The sequence below is a fragment of the Paenibacillus sp. A14 genome (assembly GCF_036864815.1).
Classification (GTDB): Bacteria; Bacillota; Bacilli; order Paenibacillales; family Paenibacillaceae; genus Fontibacillus; species Fontibacillus sanfengchensis.
In genome coordinates this window covers 189154-207443 of the sequence record NZ_JBAGJD010000003.1, presented here as the reverse complement: position 1 = coordinate 207443, position 18290 = coordinate 189154, and the positions used below count along the sequence as shown (strand labels likewise).

At 52.5% G+C, this 18290-nt stretch carries 16 protein-coding genes; 15 read left to right on the top strand and 1 reads right to left on the bottom strand.

Annotated elements, in window-relative coordinates; genetic code table 11:
* Positions 1 to 16: 16 nt before the first annotated feature.
* The 8 genes from V4U88_RS08890 (at position 17) to pduL (ending at position 8563) form a co-directional block, all read left to right on the top strand.
* Positions 17 to 871 (top strand): regulatory protein RecX, encoded by an 855-nt coding sequence (locus tag V4U88_RS08890; RefSeq protein ID WP_334072918.1) that lies wholly within the window; start codon positions 17 to 19, stop codon positions 869 to 871.
* 302 nt (positions 872 to 1173) lie between these two features.
* Positions 1174 to 2715, top strand: a complete 1542-nt coding sequence (gene rny, locus V4U88_RS08885) for a ribonuclease Y (protein WP_334072917.1) — start codon at positions 1174 to 1176, stop codon at positions 2713 to 2715.
* Positions 2716 to 2792: 77 nt separating this feature from the next.
* Positions 2793 to 3587 carry a TIGR00282 family metallophosphoesterase gene (locus tag V4U88_RS08880; RefSeq protein WP_334073369.1) on the top strand — a complete coding sequence of 265 codons (795 nt, stop codon included), beginning with the start codon at positions 2793 to 2795 and terminating at the stop codon, positions 3585 to 3587.
* A gap of 106 nt (positions 3588 to 3693) precedes the next feature.
* Positions 3694 to 3954 carry a stage V sporulation protein S gene (locus tag V4U88_RS08875; protein WP_006286829.1) on the top strand — a complete coding sequence of 87 codons (261 nt, stop codon included), beginning with the start codon at positions 3694 to 3696 and terminating at the stop codon, positions 3952 to 3954.
* Positions 3955 to 4062: 108 nt separating this feature from the next.
* Positions 4063 to 5016, top strand: coding sequence for a dipeptidase (locus V4U88_RS08870; RefSeq protein WP_334072916.1), 954 nt, complete (start codon positions 4063 to 4065; stop codon positions 5014 to 5016).
* Between the two features lie 226 nt (positions 5017 to 5242).
* Positions 5243 to 7018 (top strand): 2-oxoacid:acceptor oxidoreductase subunit alpha, encoded by a 1776-nt coding sequence (locus V4U88_RS08865; protein ID WP_334072915.1) that lies wholly within the window; start codon positions 5243 to 5245, stop codon positions 7016 to 7018.
* Positions 7005 to 7871 (top strand): 2-oxoacid:ferredoxin oxidoreductase subunit beta, encoded by an 867-nt coding sequence (locus tag V4U88_RS08860; protein ID WP_334072914.1) that lies wholly within the window; start codon positions 7005 to 7007, stop codon positions 7869 to 7871. Before V4U88_RS08865 ends, V4U88_RS08860 begins: the two co-directional genes overlap by 14 nt.
* A 119-nt stretch (positions 7872 to 7990) precedes the next feature.
* Complete coding sequence (gene pduL / locus V4U88_RS08855) at positions 7991 to 8563, top strand: phosphate propanoyltransferase (protein ID WP_334072913.1); 573 nt, start codon at positions 7991 to 7993, stop codon at positions 8561 to 8563.
* A gap of 65 nt (positions 8564 to 8628) precedes the next feature.
* Here pduL and V4U88_RS08850 read toward each other — a convergent pair whose 3' ends face one another.
* Positions 8629 to 9336, bottom strand: coding sequence for a DUF421 domain-containing protein (locus tag V4U88_RS08850; RefSeq protein WP_334072912.1), 708 nt, complete (start codon positions 9334 to 9336; stop codon positions 8629 to 8631).
* A 227-nt stretch (positions 9337 to 9563) separates the two neighbouring features.
* Here V4U88_RS08850 and miaB point away from each other — a divergent pair, with 227 nt between their 5' ends.
* The 7 genes from miaB (at position 9564) to V4U88_RS08815 (ending at position 18266) form a co-directional block, all read left to right on the top strand.
* Positions 9564 to 11114 carry a tRNA (N6-isopentenyl adenosine(37)-C2)-methylthiotransferase MiaB gene (gene miaB, locus V4U88_RS08845; protein ID WP_334072911.1) on the top strand — a complete coding sequence of 517 codons (1551 nt, stop codon included), beginning with the start codon at positions 9564 to 9566 and terminating at the stop codon, positions 11112 to 11114.
* Positions 11115 to 11162: 48 nt separating this feature from the next.
* A complete protein-coding gene (locus V4U88_RS08840; protein ID WP_334072910.1) occupies positions 11163 to 11624 on the top strand; it encodes a RicAFT regulatory complex protein RicA family protein in 462 nt (153 codons plus the stop codon).
* A gap of 142 nt (positions 11625 to 11766) precedes the next feature.
* Complete coding sequence (locus tag V4U88_RS08835; protein WP_334072909.1) at positions 11767 to 12171, top strand: PaaI family thioesterase; 405 nt, start codon at positions 11767 to 11769, stop codon at positions 12169 to 12171.
* A gap of 103 nt (positions 12172 to 12274) precedes the next feature.
* The gene (locus V4U88_RS08830) at positions 12275 to 13054 is read left to right on the top strand and encodes an NUDIX domain-containing protein (RefSeq protein ID WP_334072908.1); all 780 of its coding nucleotides are present in this window, start codon (positions 12275 to 12277) and stop codon (positions 13052 to 13054) included.
* Between the two features lie 49 nt (positions 13055 to 13103).
* Positions 13104 to 14558: a nicotinate phosphoribosyltransferase gene (locus tag V4U88_RS08825; protein ID WP_334072907.1), complete on the top strand. Its 1455-nt coding sequence runs from the start codon at positions 13104 to 13106 to the stop codon at positions 14556 to 14558.
* Between the two features lie 365 nt (positions 14559 to 14923).
* Positions 14924 to 15931, top strand: coding sequence for a 2-oxoacid:acceptor oxidoreductase family protein (locus V4U88_RS08820; protein WP_334072906.1), 1008 nt, complete (start codon positions 14924 to 14926; stop codon positions 15929 to 15931).
* A gap of 28 nt (positions 15932 to 15959) precedes the next feature.
* A complete protein-coding gene (locus tag V4U88_RS08815) occupies positions 15960 to 18266 on the top strand; it encodes a thiamine pyrophosphate-dependent enzyme (protein WP_334072905.1) in 2307 nt (768 codons plus the stop codon).
* Positions 18267 to 18290: the final 24 nt, after the last annotated feature.

Below are 18290 nucleotides of genomic sequence, written 5' to 3'. Positions count from 1 at the left end.
GGGGGCGGAACAGAAGATGCAGAGACGCTGGGGCGGAGGGGGAAGCCGGCATTCCCAAAACAGGGGGAAGGAAGAAGCAAGCGGGATCGTAGACATCTCGGAGGAAGGATTTTGGGAAGAAGACCGAGGCCGGCATTCCATAGAGCCGAAAACGGGTGGGGCTCAGACTTCCGGATCGGAAGCAGGCGGCATCGATAGCTTTCCGGAGGGTACCGAGCTGACGATTACTTCCGTATTGCTGCTGAAACGTCCCAAATTCCGTTACCGGATATCGTTCGGTCCTTACGCGCTGGAAGTCCATGAGGATGTCATGATTAAATACAGGATGATCAAGGGCGCGGTTTTTACCAAAAGCGAGCTGGAAGAGATCGTCCTCGCCGATGAAAGGCAGCGCGCCTATGCGGATGCGCTTCAATATCTCGGCCGGAAGCCGCGGACGGCTTATGAAATGACCATCCGATTAGGCGAAAAGGGATGGAACGAAGAGACAGTCGCCGGGGTCGTTGGCCGACTGACGGAAGAAGGGCTGTTGAACGATGCCGCATACGCCCAGGAATGGGCCGGACAGCGTGTTCGCAACCGCGGCAAGGGAAAGATGTGGGTCAAGCATGAACTACGCCAGAAAGGGATATCCAAGCCGCTGATCGAGGACGCCCTCGGGGCTGTCAGCGAAGAGGACGAATATGCGAGCGCCAAGGAGCTGGCCGTCAAGAAATGGCGGACGTCCACGGGGGAGGCGGCCGACAAGAAGCGGAAGACCGGTGCGTTTTTGCTGCGGCGAGGTTTTTCGGGCTCGTTGGTTTCCAGGGTGGTCCGCGAGCTTGCCCAGGGTGACGGACTGCACGAAGAAGAGGAGTGGGAGGATATCTAAGCGGGACGAGGAATGTGACATTCGCTTGACAATATCTTTCGCCAAATAATAAAATGAACATGAATCTATTTTTGTCGGGACCTTTTTTTCCTTCCAAAAATTCGGGGCCCGGAATGGATTCATTTTTTCAAACATGAAGGCCAATGTTCCGTTTGTGGCTGTTGTGGAATATGCATCATTCACACATGGAGAGCTTCGCCTAATCGGCCTGTAATGAATTCTTTGTATGATGATGATTGAGAAAATTACAACTGCAAACATCCCAAGGAATGCCTTGGAGGAAACAACGAGGAGGTGAACAGATGAATGCAGGAATCTGGATCGTTCTCGTTGCAGCCGCTTTATTCTTTGGGTTCGGGATCGGGTATTTTATTCGCAAATCTCTTGTTGAAGCTAAAATTTCCAGTGCGGAGAAAGATGCGGACTTAATCCTGGAGAATGCCAGGAAGGACGCGGAAGCACTGAAAAAGGAAACGGTTCTGGAAGCGAAGGACGAAGTCCATAAGCTGAGAACCGAAGCTGATAAAGACATTCGTGAACGTCGGAATGAAATTCAACGACAAGAAAGACGATTGTTGCAAAAAGAAGAGTCGCTGGATAAAAAATTGGAATCGCTGGAACGTAAAGAAGAGCAAGTGGCCGGCAAAGAGAAACGAATTGAAGAAACACAGCAGCAGATTGATCAGATTTACAAGAGTCAGGTTCAGGAACTGGAACGGATTTCGAATTTGACGATGGAGGATGCCCGCACCATTATTTTGAACAATGTGGAGCAGGAAGTTCGCCATGAAACGGCTCAGATGATCAAGGATATCGAACAGCAAGCGAAGGAAGAAGCGGATAAGAAATCACGCGAAATCATTACGCTGGCCATTCAACGCTGCGCGGCGGATCACGTTGCGGAGACGACGGTCTCGGTCGTTACCTTGCCGAATGAGGAAATGAAGGGACGGATCATCGGCCGGGAGGGCCGTAACATCCGGGCGCTGGAAACCCTCACGGGGATCGACCTGATCATCGACGATACGCCGGAAGCCGTCATTCTGTCGGGCTTTGACCCGATTCGTCGGGAAATCGCGCGCACGGCACTGGAGAAACTGGTGGCGGACGGCAGAATTCATCCGGCGCGGATCGAAGAGATGGTGGAGAAATCCCGTCGTGAAGTCGACGAACGGATTCGTGAATACGGGGAGCAGGCCACCTTTGAGGTCGGCGTGCATGCCTTGCATCCGGATTTGATCAAAATCCTGGGTCGTCTGAAGTTCCGGACAAGCTACGGACAGAATGTGTTGAAGCACTCCATGGAGGTGGCTTATCTGGCCGGTTTGATGGCTGGAGAGCTTGGTGAAGATATTACGCTCGCCAAACGCGCCGGGTTGCTTCACGATATCGGTAAAGCGCTTGATCATGAAGTGGAAGGATCTCATGTCGAAATCGGCGTGGAACTGGCTAAGAAATACAAAGAGCATCCGGTTGTCATCAACAGTATCGCCTCCCATCACGGAGATTGCGAAGCGACCTCGGTCATCGCCATGCTGGTCGGTGCGGCTGACGCCCTGTCGGCGGCAAGACCAGGCGCGCGCCGGGAAACGCTGGAAACGTATATCCGGCGTTTGGAGAAGCTCGAAGAAATATCCGAATCGTTCGAAGGCGTGGAGAAATCCTTTGCCATTCAAGCGGGCCGCGAGGTTCGCGTTATGGTGCAGCCTGAGAAGATCGATGACGCGGAAGCGTTCCGCCTGGCGAGAGACATTACGAAGACCATTGAGAGTGAACTGGATTATCCGGGACATATCAAGGTTACCGTGATTCGCGAGACGCGGGCGGTTGAATACGCCAAGTAAAGGTTATGCTGAAAAGTGGCCCCCTGCGGGCCGCTTTTTCATTCTAACGAGTATACGAAGACAGAGGAGGAAATACCATTAAAGTTCTGTTTATCGGAGATATAGTAGGGAACACGGGGCGAAAAGCCCTCAAAGAGACGCTTCCTCATTTAAAATCCAAATATAACCCGGATATCATTATCGCGAATGGGGAAAACGCCGCTTCCGGACGAGGCATCACGGCCAAAATCGCCAAGGAGTTTTTTGAGCTGGGCATTCACGGCCTGACGATGGGGAACCACACTTGGGACAATAAAGAAATTTTTGATTTTATCGATGATGAAGCGCGCATGGTGCGGCCCGCGAATTATCCGCCCGGAACGCCCGGGCAGGGACATACGGTAATCAAGGCAAATGGAAAAGAGCTGGCCCTTGTCAACTTGATGGGCCGCACCTTCCTGCCTCCGCTCGAAGATCCGTTCCGGATGGCGGACGAAATCGTGGGGAGCTTGTCCAAGAAAACGAAGTGCATCTTGGTTGACTTCCATGCGGAAGCCACCTCCGAGAAAATTGCGATGGGCTGGCATTTGGACGGGCGTGTGTCGCTGGTCGTAGGGACCCATACTCATGTGCAGAGCAACGATGATACCATTTTGCCGCAAGGAACGGCCTATCTAACGGATGCGGGGATGGTCGGTTCCCGGGAAGGGATTTTGGGGATGGAAAGGACGGCCGTATTGCGGAAGTTCACGACCCAATTGCCGGTTCGTTTTCAGGTATGTGAGGGCAAGTGGCAATTTCATGGATGCTTCGTTGAACTCGACGAGTCGACGGGCCGGGCCAAAAGCATCCAAAAGATACGCCTGCTGGAAGATGAGTGGATCATGAGCTGAACCGGTCGTAGTGACCCTGGGAAAAAAGAAGGAATTTTTTGAATTCCCCCGAATATCTTCTAAGTAGTGGGATCAATCAAACCATTATTCCCAGGAGGTACTTACCATGGAAGTATTAAAAGTTTCAGCAAAATCCAATCCTAACTCCGTCGCCGGTGCGCTTGCTGGAGTGTTAAGAGAACGTGGCGCTGCTGAACTACAGGCCATTGGAGCGGGTGCACTCAACCAAGCCATAAAAGCGGTAGCGATTGCCCGGGGATTTGTGGCGCCTAGCGGCGTCGATTTGATTTGCATCCCGGCCTTTACGGATATCGTCATCGACGGGGAAGACCGAACCGCGATTAAATTGATTGTAGAACCTAGATAATATAAGAAGTTTACGAATGAGGCCTGTTTACGCTAGAGTAAACAGGTTTTTTTGCATTGGTACGGCAAAAGAGGGTCATAGATTCGTGAGGGAGCGGAGGAGAAGGAAATGAAACCGGAAATATGGGATTTTCATTGTGATGTCCTTTGCAAAATGCAGATGGATGCGAGCTTGGATTTTCTCGGGGACAACCGGCTGGATGTGAATCTTGCGCGCATGGGTCAGGGCGGAGTGAAAATGCAATGTTTTGCGATTTTTTTATCGGAAAAACGGGGAAAGCCCAAGTTTGAATCCATTCTGGAGCAGCTCGAAATCTTCCGGCAAAAGGTCGTACCCAGAGGTCTGATGCCCATAACCACGGTTCAGGACCTCGATAGGGTGGAGGCGTCGGGGCAGCTTGGCGCCCTGCTCGCTTTGGAAGGGGTGGACGGCCTGGAAGCCAATATGCATTACCTGCAGCTGTGCTATGAACGGGGCGTGAGGCTTCTCGGGCTGACCTGGAATTATGGCAATTGGGCGGCCGACGGAATTCTGGAGCCCCGAGGGGGAGGGCTTACGCCGCAAGGCGTGGAACTGGTTAAAGCTTGCCACAGGTTAGGGATCATACTGGATGTATCGCATCTGTCGGTAAAAGGATTTTGGGAGGTGGCCGAACTGGCGGAAGAGGCCGGAATTCCCTTCCTCGCCTCCCATTCCAACGCCTACAGCGTCTGTCCGCATGTGAGGAACCTGCGGGATGATCAAATCAGAGCGATCATCTCCCTCGAGGGAAGAATCGGGCTAACATTTGTCCCCTGGTTTGTTAAGAAGGCGCCTCAAGTGAGCGCATCCGATCTTTTGCCGCACATCGATCATATTTGCAGTCTGGGTGGGGAGAACATCCTGATGCTCGGCTCGGATTTCGACGGGATCGATACCCATATCGAAGGTTTGAGACATGCCGGCCAGCTGAGGGAATTTGCCAATCTTCTTTTAAAGCACTATCCTGAAAACCTGGTTTATGGGTGGTTGTCCGGGAACGGGCGGACGTTTTTAAAAAAGTGGCTCCCTCAAAATAAGTAAGCGCTTTAATTGATCCAATTACGAGATTGATTTCATCGAAAACTACTATACGAAAAAGGGTAGAAAACGCTTGCTTTTTACACCCCGGAGACATAAAATTGACATGACTCTGAAACAGAATGTTCACAAATATCGGGGATTTCTATATGATCTCTCATAGGTTTTCATTCTGTTAGCACTACTATTCACTAAACTATGGTGCGATACATTAAAGGGGTGGGCGATCTTGATTAGTCAATTGTCTTGGAAGATCGGTGGACAGCAAGGGGAAGGCGTTGAAAGTACGGACCGGATTTTTTCGACGGCCTTGAACCGGTTGGGCTATTATCTGTACGGTTATCGGCATTTTTCTTCCCGTATTAAAGGCGGACATACGAATAATAAAATCCGGATCAGTACCAAGCCGATTCGCGCGATTTCCGACGACTTGGACATTTTAGTCGCTTTTGACCAGGAAAGTATCGATCTAAACGCGCATGAGCTCCGCAGCGGCGGGGTGATTGTAGCGGATGCCAAATTTAATCCGGTCGTTCCGGAAGGGACGGACGCGAAGTTGTTTGCGGTTCCGATTACGAGCATTGCGGAAGAACTGGGCACTTCGCTAATGAAGAATATGGTTGCTTCCGGGGCATCCTGGGCTCTCCTGGGATTGCCGCTCGAAGTATTCAATAAAGCGGTTGAGGAAGAGTTCGGCCGGAAAGGTCCGGCCATCGTCGAGAAGAACATCGAGGCGGTCAAGCGCGGTGCGGACTACGTTCTCGAGCTTGCGGGCGGGCCGCTGGAGGAATTTAAGCTGGAGCCGGCCGACGGCAAACAGAAGCTGTTTATGATCGGCAACGATGCGATCGGCTTGGGAGCCGTGGCGGCGGGATGCCGCATCATGAGCGCCTACCCGATCACACCGGCTTCGGAAATTATGGAGTATCTGATTAAGAAGCTGCCGAAATTCGGCGGCACGGTAGTCCAGACGGAAGATGAAATTGCGGCCATCACGATGGCGATCGGCTCCAGTTATGCTGGCGTACGTACGATGACCGCTTCGGCCGGACCGGGGCTCTCGCTGATGATGGAAGCGATCGGTCTTGCGGGGATGACGGAAATTCCGGTCGTGATCGTGGATACGCAGCGCGGCGGCCCGAGTACGGGTCTTCCGACGAAGCAGGAGCAGAGCGACATCAGCGCGCTCATTTACGGCACGCACGGGGAAATACCGAAGATCGTGCTGGCTCCGAGCTCCATCGAGGAGTGTTTCTACGATACGGTTCAGGCGTTTAACCTTGCGGATAAATACCAGGTTCCGGTCATTCTGGCTACGGATCTGCAGCTGTCGCTGGGCAAGCAATCCTGTGAAGGCCTCGATTTCGACAAGGTTCAAATCGACCGCGGGTACATCGTCAAGGATATCCCGGACCGCGAGGACTCCAGCATGTTTAACCGTTACGCCTTTACGGAAAACGGGATCTCCCCTCGGGTTCTCCCCGGTGAGAAGAACGGCATTCACCATGTGACCGGCGTGGAGCACGATGAAGCGGGACGTCCGTCGGAGAGTCCGATCAACCGGAAGAAGATGATGGATAAACGTCTCCGCAAGCTGGCGAAGCTGGAAGTGGAGAATCCGATCCATCTGCATGCGCCGCATGCCGAGCCGGATCTGCTGATCGTAGGTATGGGTTCGACGGGAGGAACGATCGATCAAGCTCGGTTGCGCCTGAACGGCGAGGGCATCACTTCGAATCATATGACGATCCGGCTGTTGCACCCGTTCCCGGTCGACGAGGTTCGGGAGCAAATGGAGAAGGCCAAGAAGATCGTGGTCATCGAAAATAACGCCACAGGTCAATTGGCCAATCTGATCAAATTGAATGTCGGACATCACGACAAAGTCGTAAATGTTCTTAAATACGACGGGAATCCGTTCCTGCCAGCGGAAGTGTTCGAAAGATGCAAAAACGCAGCCGGCAACAAAGCACAGGAGGAGTTGGTGAAGAATGGCAACCTTTAAAGAGTTCCGCAATAACATCAAACCGAACTGGTGCCCGGGATGCGGCGATTTCTCCATCCAGGCGGCTATCCAGCGTGCGGCCGCGGCGGTCGGGCTGGAGCCGGAAAACCTGGCTGTAATTTCGGGGATCGGCTGCTCCGGCCGCATCTCCGGTTACATTAACGCCTATGGTCTTCACGGCATTCATGGCCGCGCTCTTCCGATTGCCCAAGGCGTGAAGCTGGCAAACCGCGATTTGACGGTGATCGCTTCCGGCGGGGACGGCGACGGGTTTGCAATCGGCATGGGCCATACTGTCCATGCAATCCGCCGCAACATCAACATCACATACATCGTTATGGATAATCAGATTTACGGGCTGACCAAAGGGCAAACTTCTCCCCGCAGCGGAGAAGGCTTCAAAACGAAAAGCACCCCGGAAGGTTCGGTGGAATCTACACTTTCGCCGCTTGAAATCGCGCTGGCGTCCGGAGCGACTTTCGTGGCACAATCGTTTTCAAGCGATCTGAAGCAGTTGACTTCCCTCATTGAACAGGGGATTCAGCACGAGGGGTTCTCTTTGATCAATGTATTCAGTCCATGCGTCACTTTCAACAAGGTGAACACGTATGACTGGTTCAAAGAGAATATCATCAACCTGGATACAGTTCCGGATTATGATCCAAGCAACCGTGCCATGGCGATGGCTAAGCTGATGGAAACGGGCAGCATGATTACCGGTCTCATTTACCAGAACAAAGAGAAGAAGAGCTATGAGAATATGGTGCACGGCTTCAAACCCGAGCCGCTGGCCCATCAGTCCCTTCCTCTGGAGAAGAGCGAGTTTGACAATCTTGTTGCAGAATTCGTATAAGCGCAAAAAAGATGTCCTGCACCTGCGGACATCTTTTTGTTTTTGTTTGAAATAGGTGTATAATGGGTAACGATGTGAATCGTCATCGATATAGAGAATATACGAGGAGTGTTATAAACATGAGCAAAACTGTACCAGTCGGCGTTTCGGCACGTCATATCCATCTGACTCAAGAGCATATCGAAGCTTTGTTCGGAGCCGGTTATCAACTCACTGAGTTCAAACCGTTGTCCCAACCCGGACAATTTGCGGCAAATGAGACGGTTGCGGTCATCGGGCCAAAAGGGCAGTTCGACAAAGTTCGCATTCTGGGACCGGCACGTCCGGCTTCGCAATTGGAAATTTCCCGTACGGACTCGTTTGCCATCGGCGTGAAAGCTCCGGTTCGTGAATCCGGGAATATTGAAGGAACACCGGGAATCAAGGTGAAAGGCCCAGCCGGTGAAATCGAACTCGAAAAAGGCGTGATCGTTGCGGCGCGTCATATTCACTTCCATACCTCCGATGCCGAAAAATGGGGCATCGCCGACAAGCAACTGCTGAAAGTGCGTCTGGGCGGAGAGCGCGGCCTTGTGCTGGAGAATGTCATTGCCCGCGTTTCGGATTCGTTTGCCTTAGACATGCATATCGACACGGATGAAGCCAATGCTGCCGGTGCCAACAATGGCGACACGGCCGAAATCGTTGAATAAATCTATAAGCATAAGCCTCCAAGGCTCGGAAGACCTCACTTTTCACAGCAGTGGGGTCTTTTTTACTATTCCGGCGATTCAGTAGACTTTATTTGATCCTCAAACAAGTCTATATATAACTCTCCATTTGCTTGGACTTGACATAGATTGACCTGTTCCGGGGATAATCCTTGTTGCTTCAACTGTTCGAAAAGCCAAGGCCGTTCCTTTCCGCTAGCCGCTAACTGAGCGTCCAGAATCTTTCCGTCCATAATGACGGTTTGAGGTTCGGAGGAAGCCGGCAGCTTGAGGCCAAGGTCGGAGGCGGTGAGGGGCTGATATTCTTTTTTTAACTTCATGTTGATACTCCCGTCGGGTTCGATCAGCGCAAATTCCACCTGGGCGGCCTCAAAAACATTCTTTTTTCTCAGTTGCTCGAGCAGCTCATCGTTTGTCAGTTTCTCCTTCCTCAGATTGCCCTCCAACACCTTCCCGTCTTTGATAAGAACCGTTGATGTGCTCTCAATCCAGGCGCGGGCTTTTTTGCTCTTGATTTGAATGTACTCGATGCCCAGCGAAACAAGAAACCAGACCACCATCGAAACGAGGCCCAAATACCAATGGGTGTCTACGTCCAGCGAAAGATAAGCGGTGATGCTTCCGATTGTAATCCCCGTAATATACTCAAAGAAGGACAATTGCGAAATCTGTCTCTTGCCGAGCAGTCGGGTCAAAATAAATAGAATTACAGCCGATGACAATGTTCTTAGAACGACTTCCAGCCATAGGGGCATTAGAGTTCCTCCGTTCCTTTTTTCGTAAGTAATTGATTTTACTTCAATTATGTACAATCGGCATGATTTTATTTAGGCAATACCTACCATACGCCCCTTGTTTCCGAGCCATCATCTGGATATCAACCATGAATCATGATATAATTTGGTGTAATGCATTTTTTGAAGTGTAAGTTGCATATGAAGTGTGACAGTGAGATAGATAGGTAAGGGAGTGAGCCGACACCATGGCTAAGGAGACGAAGGATTACTCCAAGTATTTTGATTTCTCGGACGCCAAAGTCATTTCGGAGGACGAGCGGGGAAAGAAAATCAGAATTCGCGGAAGAGAGATCCAGATTCTTTCAGAACCGAATCACCGCGTCGAGAAGCAGCGCGGTAAAGAAGAAGTGCAAGTCTTATACGAGAACGCGGTTCCGGAGGAAATGAAGACGGTCGGGATCGGCAAGCATTATATTGTATATACATTCGGCTGCCAGATGAACGAGCATGATTCGGAGACGATCAAAGGGCTTCTGGAACAGATGGGTTACACGCCTACGGAAGACCGCAAGGAAGCCGATATTATTCTTTTGAACACGTGCGCGATCCGTGAAAACGCCGAGGATAAAGTGTTTGGCGAACTGGGGCATCTGAAAGGATTGAAAACGGAAAAGCCCGGTCTTCTGCTCGGGGTATGCGGATGTATGTCACAGGAGGAAGGCGTCGTTAACCGGATTTTGCAGAAGCACGGTTTCGTCGATCTGATCTTTGGTACGCACAATATCCACAGGCTGCCTCACTTGATCCAAGAGGCCTTGTTCAGCAAAGAACTGGTGGTCGAAGTCTGGTCCAAAGAAGGCGACATTATCGAGAATCTGCCGAAGAAACGCGAAGGCATGCGCGCTTGGGTCAATATTATGTACGGCTGCGATAAGTTCTGCACCTATTGCATCGTGCCGTTTACCCGGGGCAAGGAACGCAGCCGACGTCCTGAGGATGTTATTGCCGAGGTGCGCGAGCTCGCCCGTCAGGGCTTCAAGGAAATAACGCTGCTGGGGCAGAATGTGAACGCTTATGGCAAGGATTTTACCGATATCAAATACACGTTCGCCAACCTGATGGACGATATCCGCAAAATCGATATTCCGCGCGTCCGGTTTACGACCTCGCATCCGCGGGATTTTGACGATCACCTGATTGAGGTGCTTGCCAAGGGCGGCAATTTGGTCGAGCATATTCATTTGCCGGTACAGTCCGGCAGCAGCGAAGTGCTCAAGAAGATGAGCCGGAAATATACGCGCGAGCAATACCTGGAACTTGCCCGAAAAATCAAAGCGGCGATTCCGAACGCCGTGCTGACGACGGACATCATCGTGGGTTTCCCCGGAGAAACGGAGGAGCAGTTCCAAGAAACGTTATCCCTGGTCCGGGAAGTACGTTACGATTCCGCCTACACCTTCATTTATTCGCCTCGGGAAGGTACGCCGGCGGCCGTGATGGAGGACAATGTACCAATGGAAGTGAAGAAGGAACGCTTGCAGCGGCTAAATGAAGTGATCAACGAATACAGCCGCCTGAGCAACGATACGATGCTTGGACAAGTGGTTGAAGTGCTGGTGGAAGGCGAAAGCAAGAACAATGCCGAGGTGCTGGCCGGACGGACGCGCAGCAACAAACTTGTTCACTTTGAAGGCGGCAAGGAGCTTATCGGCCAGTTTGTCAAGGTGGAAATCACAGACCCCATGACCTGGTATATCAAGGGGAATATCGTACCAGAGGCGGTCTCTCTGGCTTAACAGGCAGTCTTGTTCAGCGAATATGTTTCTGTATGAGGAGGGAGAACCTTGGGAGAACAGCATCAGCATCATGATCATACGGATTGCGGGATACCGAAATTCGATTCCCGCGACCTCGTCATCCGTGAGGACATTATGTCGAAGGCAAAGGAATTGGCCAGCCTGATCGGCACCAGTGAAGAGGTCCGGCAATTTCAAAAAGCCGAGAAAATGATTCAGAATCACGAACGGGTACAGAATCTGATCAGTGCGATCAAGAAGAAGCAGAAAGAGATCGTGGCCTTCGAGTCGTTTCAGAACAAGGCGATGGTCGAAAAAATCGAACACGAAATCGAGGAACTCCAGGATGAGCTGGACAATATTCCACTGGTGTCCGAGTTCCAGCAAAGTCAAAGCGATATCAATTATTTGCTGCAGCTTGTCATCTCGGTCATTCGGGATACGGTTTCCGAAAAAGTGAATGTGGAGCAAGGCAGCGAGCCGGCAACGACTTCCGGCTATGGCGATTAATGAGGCAAGTCGGTGCGGGGGATTACTTCCGCACCTTTTTATTCATTCAGCGGTTGAATCGATGCCGGACATAATATAGGAATACAAGGGGCAAGGTTCTACTCTACATAGCTGCCCAAATCAAGACGGAGGTATGCGATTCATGGATTGGAATGAAATTTTGCGTAAAGAAGAAAATTCGTTTTGGGGGCTGCTCGGCATGCGTATGATCTCGGCCGATCGCAACCGCGTAGAGCTTGGACTTACGGCGGGAGATTCCCATTTAAACACGATGGGCATCGTTCATGGCGGAGTGTTGTCCTCCTTGATGGATCAAGCGATGGGCACATTGGTTGCCGTGATCAAGGACGGCGTCTTTGGCGTAACCACTCATTTGAACGTGAACTTTTTAAGCGCCATGCGTAAAGGGGAACTCGTGGCCTTGGCCTTTCCCGTACATGAAAGCCACCGGACGATGACGGTAAGAGCCGAGGTTCGTAATACCGAGGGAGTGCTTGGCTGTATGGCTACGGCCACCTTCCGGCTGCCCCGCCATACCGGAGCGTAATACACACTTTAGGCAATAAATTATTAATTGCATGAAATAGATGGAACGCCAGCTCGGTTAACCTGCGGGGCGGGCGTTATCAAATACTGATGTGGTGATTCGTATGAGCAATGAGGGACAGCAAGCCCAATCGAATGATGATGTTAAGACCTACCGGACACCGGACGGCATTCCGGCGGATATCGTGATGTTTACGCTGACGAGGCAGGAACGTAAAGCTTCGACCAAATCGCTGCCGCGCTTCGATCTCAAGGTGATGCTGATCCGCCGCCGGAGCTGGCCTTTTGCCGGAGCTTGGGCGCTGCCGGGCGGCTTTTCCCAGGAGGATGAATCCTTATATGAAACGGCCCGGCGCGAACTGAAGGAGGAGACGGGCGTCGACGGGCGCCATCTGGAATATTTGGGCGTATACAGCAAGCCGGGACGGGATCCGCGGGGCTGGATCATTTCGCACGCTTTTTTTGCCTTGGTCGAGGAATGGGTGCTCGAGAAACGCCAGTCCGCCGATGACGCTCAAGAGGTCGGGCTGTTCACCGTTAAGGAAGCGTTGGAGGAACTTGACCTGGCGTTCGATCACCGTGAAATCTTGGAGGATGCTTACCGGAGGATTCAGCAGCAAATGTTGCAAACGACGATCGCCAAGCAATTTTTGCCTCCTCATTTTACGCTGGGAGAACTATACCAGGTGATTCAAACCGTCGTGCCCGATTTCGCCGAACTGAATTTTATCCGGAAGATCACCTCGACCCGAAGCCGCCAGGGCATCCTGGAGGAAGTGCGGGACGAGAACGGCAAGCCGATGCTCTCCAACCAATATTCACAGCGGCCGGCACAGTTATACCGTTTTACCGACTACACGCCTCGGCTTTCCATTTACACCTAGAGCTCAGGCACTTCACGTTTTACACGCCAGGAGAGGAAGAGAGAGAACCATGCGAAATGAACATTTGGCGCTCCATACCGATAAATACCAGATCAATATGATTTACGCCCACTGGATCAACGGTACCCATGAGCGCAGAACTGTCTTTGAGGCCTATTTTCGCAAGCTGCCCTTCGGCAACGGATATGCGGTGTTTGCGGGCCTGGAGCGGATCGTGGAGTACATCCGCCATCTTCGCTTTACGGAGCGCGATCTGGGTTATCTCGCCCGGCAGGAAGAGAATTACAGGCCGGAATTTTTGGAGCTGCTGCGGAATTTCCGGTTTAAAGGCACGCTGTTATCCTATCAAGAAGGGGACCTCTGTTTTCCCAATGAACCGTTGATCCGGGTGGAAGGCTCGATCATGGAGACGCAGCTGGTGGAGACGGCTCTGCTTAATTTTATGAATTTTCAGACGCTCATCGCCACCAAGGCCTCGCGGGTCAAACGGGTCGCGGAGCGGGACGTGCTGCTGGAATTCGGCTCCCGCCGGGCCCAAGAGGCCGATGCGGCGGTTTGGGGAGCCCGGGCCGCTTATATCTCCGGCTTCGATGCAACCTCGAATCTGCTGGCCGGCGAGACGTTCGGGATTCCGACGAAAGGAACGCATGCGCATTCCTGGGTGCAGATCTTCGATTCCGAGCAGGAAGCGTTCGAACTCTATGCCAAGGCGCTGCCGGATTATGTTTCCCTGCTCGTGGATACGTTTGACACGCTGGAAAGCGGGGTTCCGCACGCCATCAAGACGGCCAAACAGCTCGAAGCGATCGGCAAACGGCTGAGCAGCATCCGGCTCGACAGCGGCGACCTGGCGTATCTCTCGATCCAGGCCCGGAAAATGCTGGATGACGCGGGCTTGGATTACGTAAAAATCGTGGCGTCCAACGACCTGGACGAAAACACGATTTTTAACCTGAAGGCCCAGGGAGCGAAAATCGATATTTGGGGCGTGGGAACCCAGCTCATCACGGCGGCGGATCAGCCGGCATTAGGTGGGGTTTATAAACTGGTGGAGCGCGAGCGGAACGGGGTGATGGAACCGACCATCAAAATCTCCGGCAATCCCGAGAAAGTGACCTCGCCGGGCAAGAAGGATGTTCTTCGCATCGTAAGCAAGGAGAGCGGGAAAGCGATTGCGGATTACGTCTGCTTCCCTCATGAGGAGCAGGCCCGGAAGGGCGGAAAGCTGAGATTGTTCGATCCGGTCCATCCTTATCTGAAAAAATCGGTCAATAATTACGAAGCGGTGCCGATGCTGCAGCCGATTTTCGTGGAGGGAGAATTAATTTACGAACTTCCGACACTGGAAGAAATCCGCAATCATCACAAGGCCCAGTTGAACATGTTTTGGCCCGAATATTTGCGCAAGTTGAATCCGGAAATCTACCGGGTCAACCTGAGCCAGGAAGCTTGGGAACTCAAACAGAAAATGATCGAGGAACGTATGAACAATTTGGATGAATGAGATACATGGGAACAAAACAAAATAATGGAGCGGCTTCATACCAAGCCGGCTATACCCATAAAGCGAGTTAGACGGGATTGTCTCCCGTTCGGACTCGCTTTTTTTCGTATATAAATATTTCTCGGGAAAGCGCAGAAATCGAGTTTTTAGGAGCGGTTTTTCCCGCCTGTTTCGACAATGAGAGCTTTTCGTGACAACCCGTTGCAAACAGCCTGTTTGAGATTGTCCATATGACATTTGTTACATTCATCACACCCTTACTGTGATAAATTGAAACATTAAGCAAGGCTTATTTTTTTGTGACTTATTTTACTATTTCAATGTCGTTATGATTTCGAAAGACCGCGAAGAAGGGAGTCAAGCGCGTGGTACAATTGCCGAAACTGAACGAATTGGGTTTTTATGAAATCCGCCTGGAATCTATTGGAGGGCTGGGGGCCAACCTGGCCGGAAAAATGCTGGCCGAAGCCGGTGTGGAAGGTGAGGGACTGAACGGGGTCAGCTTTTCTTCCTACGGCTCGGAGAAGAAGGGATCTCCGGTCAAGGCGCATATCCGCTTTTGCGATTTGGACACGCCGATCCGCGATACCTCCCCGGTGGAAAGGCCGCATCTTGTAGGAATTTTTCAAGAAGCGCTGGCGAAAACGGTCAACGTGATCAGCGGGATTTACGAGGACAGCACCGTACTGGTGAACTCCCGCAAAACGCCGGAGCAGCTCAAGGAAGTTATGAAGCTTGCGGGCGGCACGATTGCGGTAGTGGATGCTACGGGAATCGCGCTCGAGGAGAAGAATCGGGTCAACATGGCCATGCTCGGCGCCTTGTTCCGTCTGTGCCCATTCCTCGATCCCGAGACGATGAAGAGCGTCATTCGCAAATCGTTGGAGAAAAAATACCCGCAAACGGTGGCTCCGGCTTTGGCGACATTCGACCGGGGATACCAGGAAGTGGCTTTTCAGACTTTCGCACTGCCGGAAGGCGTGACTATGCCGGAATTCGTCCGCGCCGACACACCGGTGCTGGGCTACGAAACCCAACCGCTGGGCGGGCTCGTTTCCAATCCGGGAAACAGCATTCTGAAGGATCTGAGCATCTCCCGTTCCGGAATGATGCCGCATTTCAAAGAGGAATCCTGCATCCATTGCGCCCAGTGCGATAACGTCTGCCCCGACAATTGTTTTGTTTGGAAGGAGCTTCCCGACAAGAAGGGGCGTTTGCAAATGTTTTTACAGGGGATCGATTATCAATACTGCAAGGGCTGCCTGAAGTGCATCCACGCCTGCCCGACGGACGCGTTATCCGGCGAGCGGGAAGAGGACGGGTACGCGGAGGAGCACCGGGTTCCTCATATATTTGATTTAGCGGTTCAATAATTTTTTTTGGAAAGGGCGGTATACCTAGATGGCGATAAACATGGAAAAAGAACGCAAGCAGGCCAAAGTGGAGCAACGCGTCGTTTACGAGTCGGGTAACGAGATGGCGGCTTACGCCGCCCATCAGATTAACTATCATATCATGGGGTACTTTCCGATTTCCCCCTCCACGGAGGTTGCCCAATTCCTCGATTTGATGAAGGCGAGCGGACAGCATGATATCAAGTTGATCCCGTCGGACGGTGAACATAGCTCCGCGGGGATCTGCTACGGGGCATCGACGGCCGGCGGGCGCGTATTTAACGCCACCAGCGCCAACGGCTATATGTATATGCTCGAGCAAATGCCGGTGCAATCCGGAACACGGTTTCCGATGGTCATGAACCTGGTCTGCCGTTCCGTATCGGGACCGCTGGACATTCACGGGGATCATTCGGACCTGTATTTTGCCTTGAACACGGGTTGGCCGATTTTGATGTGCCGGGATCCGCAGGCCGTTTATGACATGAATATTCTGGCGCTCAAGCTGGCGGAAGATCCGGAAGTCCGGCTCCCCGTGCTCGTCGCCTCGGACGGCTATTTTACGTCGCACCAGAAACGTCGGGTTCACACCTTTGCCCACCGGGAAGACGTGCTGAAATTTGTGGGAGAGCGGCCGCCGGCCGGATTCCCGCAGACACTGGACCGGAACAACCCGATCACGGTAGGTCCTTACATGAATGAACCGGATTATATCAACAACAAATACCAACAGTCCCAAGCGATGTACAAAGCGGAGGCCGTGTTCGAGCGGATCGCCGGTGAATATGCCGAATTGACCGGGCGCGAATATCCGATGCTGGATTTGTACCGGATGGAGGATGCGGAGGTCGCTGTATTTCTTATGAACTCCGCCTCCGAGATCATCAAAGATGTGGTGGACGAATTGCGGAGCCAAGGCATCAAGGCGGGATCGATCGCGCCGAACGTAATCCGTCCGTTCCCGCAGCGGCAAATCGCGGAGGCGCTTAAATCGGTCAAAGCCGTTACCATCGGCGACCGGGCTGATTCTTACGGGGCGTACGGCGGCAATATGAGCAATGAAATCAAGGCGGCGCTGTTTACTTTCGGCAACCGGACCACGCAGGTCATCAGCCGGGTGTATGGGCTGGGCGGCAAAGAGTTCTATGCCGAAGACGGGCTCCACTTCTTCTCGCTGGCCATGGAGGCGGCCGAGAAAGACCGGGTTGACGTGCCGTTTGATTATTACGGACATACGCCGGGCGATGCGAGCAAAACTCCGAAGCGGGTCCTCCAACCGCTGCGCTTCGAGGATCTGAAAACCGGGCTGATTACCGTGACGCGCAATGAGGAGACCGGAAAGCTCGGCGTGCGTATTCCTCCGCTCCGGGCGTTGACCAAGAAGCCGAAACGGATTGCGCCGGGCCACGGCGCCTGTCCGGGCTGCGGTATTTTCTCCGGGCTGGAGCTATTCTTTAAAGGGATTGAGGGTGACATCGTGGCTTTGTTCCATACCGGCTGCGCCATGGTTACGACCACCGGATATCCGTACTCTTCCCACAAGGCGACCTATATCCATAACCTGTTCCAAAATGGGGCGGCCACCTTGTCGGGCGTGGTGGAGATGTTCTGGGAACGCAAGCGCAGGGGGGAACTGGACGATCTCGGGCTGAAGGATGATTTCACCTTTGTCATGGTCACCGGAGACGGCGGCATGGATATCGGCATGGGCCCGGCGATCGGGGCGGCGCTCCGCAATCACCGGATGATTATCATCGAGTACGATAACGAAGGCTATATGAATACGGGGGCTCAACTGTCCTATTCCACACCGCTTGGTCACCGGACCTCGACATCCAATATCGGGGGAGCGCAGCAGGGCAAGGTGTTCCACCATAAGGATACGGCGCAAATTATGGCGGCAACCAACATTCCGTACGTGTTCACGGGCAGCGAGGCTTATCCCCAGGACCTGGTGAAAAAAGCGGCCAAAGCCCAATGGTACGCGCAAAATGAAGGCCTGGTTTATGGTAAAATATTGATAGCCTGTCCGCTCAACTGGATCAGCAAGGATGACGAAGGCACGAACATTGTGGACGCGGCCGTAAGTTCCTGCTTTTTCCCGCTCTACGAAGTGGAACATGGGCAAACAAGTATCACATATAATCCGGAGGAAAAGGGCAAGCGGGTTCCGTTGACCGACTGGCTGAAAACGATGGGCAAGACCCGTCATTTGCTAAAGCCGGAAAACGCGGAAGCGCTCCGGGCTATAGAAGGGGAAGTGGAACGGCGCTGGCAGATTCTGCTGGCGAAGCATGAACATCCGTTCCTGTGAGTATCGATTCAAAATTTACAAGGA

Bases quoted from the DNA above. Each gene is read 5' to 3' on its own strand.
- pduL (WP_334072913.1), top strand. From the start codon at position 7,991: ATGAGCAAAACTGTACCAGTCGGCGTTTCGGCACGTCATATCCATCTG.
- rny (WP_334072917.1), top strand. From the start codon at position 1,174: ATGAATGCAGGAATCTGGATCGTTCTCGTTGCAGCCGCTTTATTCTTT.
- V4U88_RS08870 (WP_334072916.1), top strand. From the start codon at position 4,063: ATGAAACCGGAAATATGGGATTTTCATTGTGATGTCCTTTGCAAAATG.
- V4U88_RS08890 (WP_334072918.1), top strand. From the start codon at position 17: ATGCAGAGACGCTGGGGCGGAGGGGGAAGCCGGCATTCCCAAAACAGG.
- V4U88_RS08825 (WP_334072907.1), top strand. From the start codon at position 13,104: ATGCGAAATGAACATTTGGCGCTCCATACCGATAAATACCAGATCAAT.
- V4U88_RS08835 (WP_334072909.1), top strand. From the start codon at position 11,767: ATGGATTGGAATGAAATTTTGCGTAAAGAAGAAAATTCGTTTTGGGGG.
- V4U88_RS08875 (WP_006286829.1), top strand. From the start codon at position 3,694: ATGGAAGTATTAAAAGTTTCAGCAAAATCCAATCCTAACTCCGTCGCC.
- V4U88_RS08815 (WP_334072905.1), top strand. From the start codon at position 15,960: ATGGCGATAAACATGGAAAAAGAACGCAAGCAGGCCAAAGTGGAGCAA.
- miaB (WP_334072911.1), top strand. From the start codon at position 9,564: ATGGCTAAGGAGACGAAGGATTACTCCAAGTATTTTGATTTCTCGGAC.
- V4U88_RS08860 (WP_334072914.1), top strand. From the start codon at position 7,005: ATGGCAACCTTTAAAGAGTTCCGCAATAACATCAAACCGAACTGGTGC.
- V4U88_RS08830 (WP_334072908.1), top strand. From the start codon at position 12,275: ATGAGCAATGAGGGACAGCAAGCCCAATCGAATGATGATGTTAAGACC.
- V4U88_RS08850 (WP_334072912.1), bottom strand. From the start codon at position 9,336: ATGCCCCTATGGCTGGAAGTCGTTCTAAGAACATTGTCATCGGCTGTA.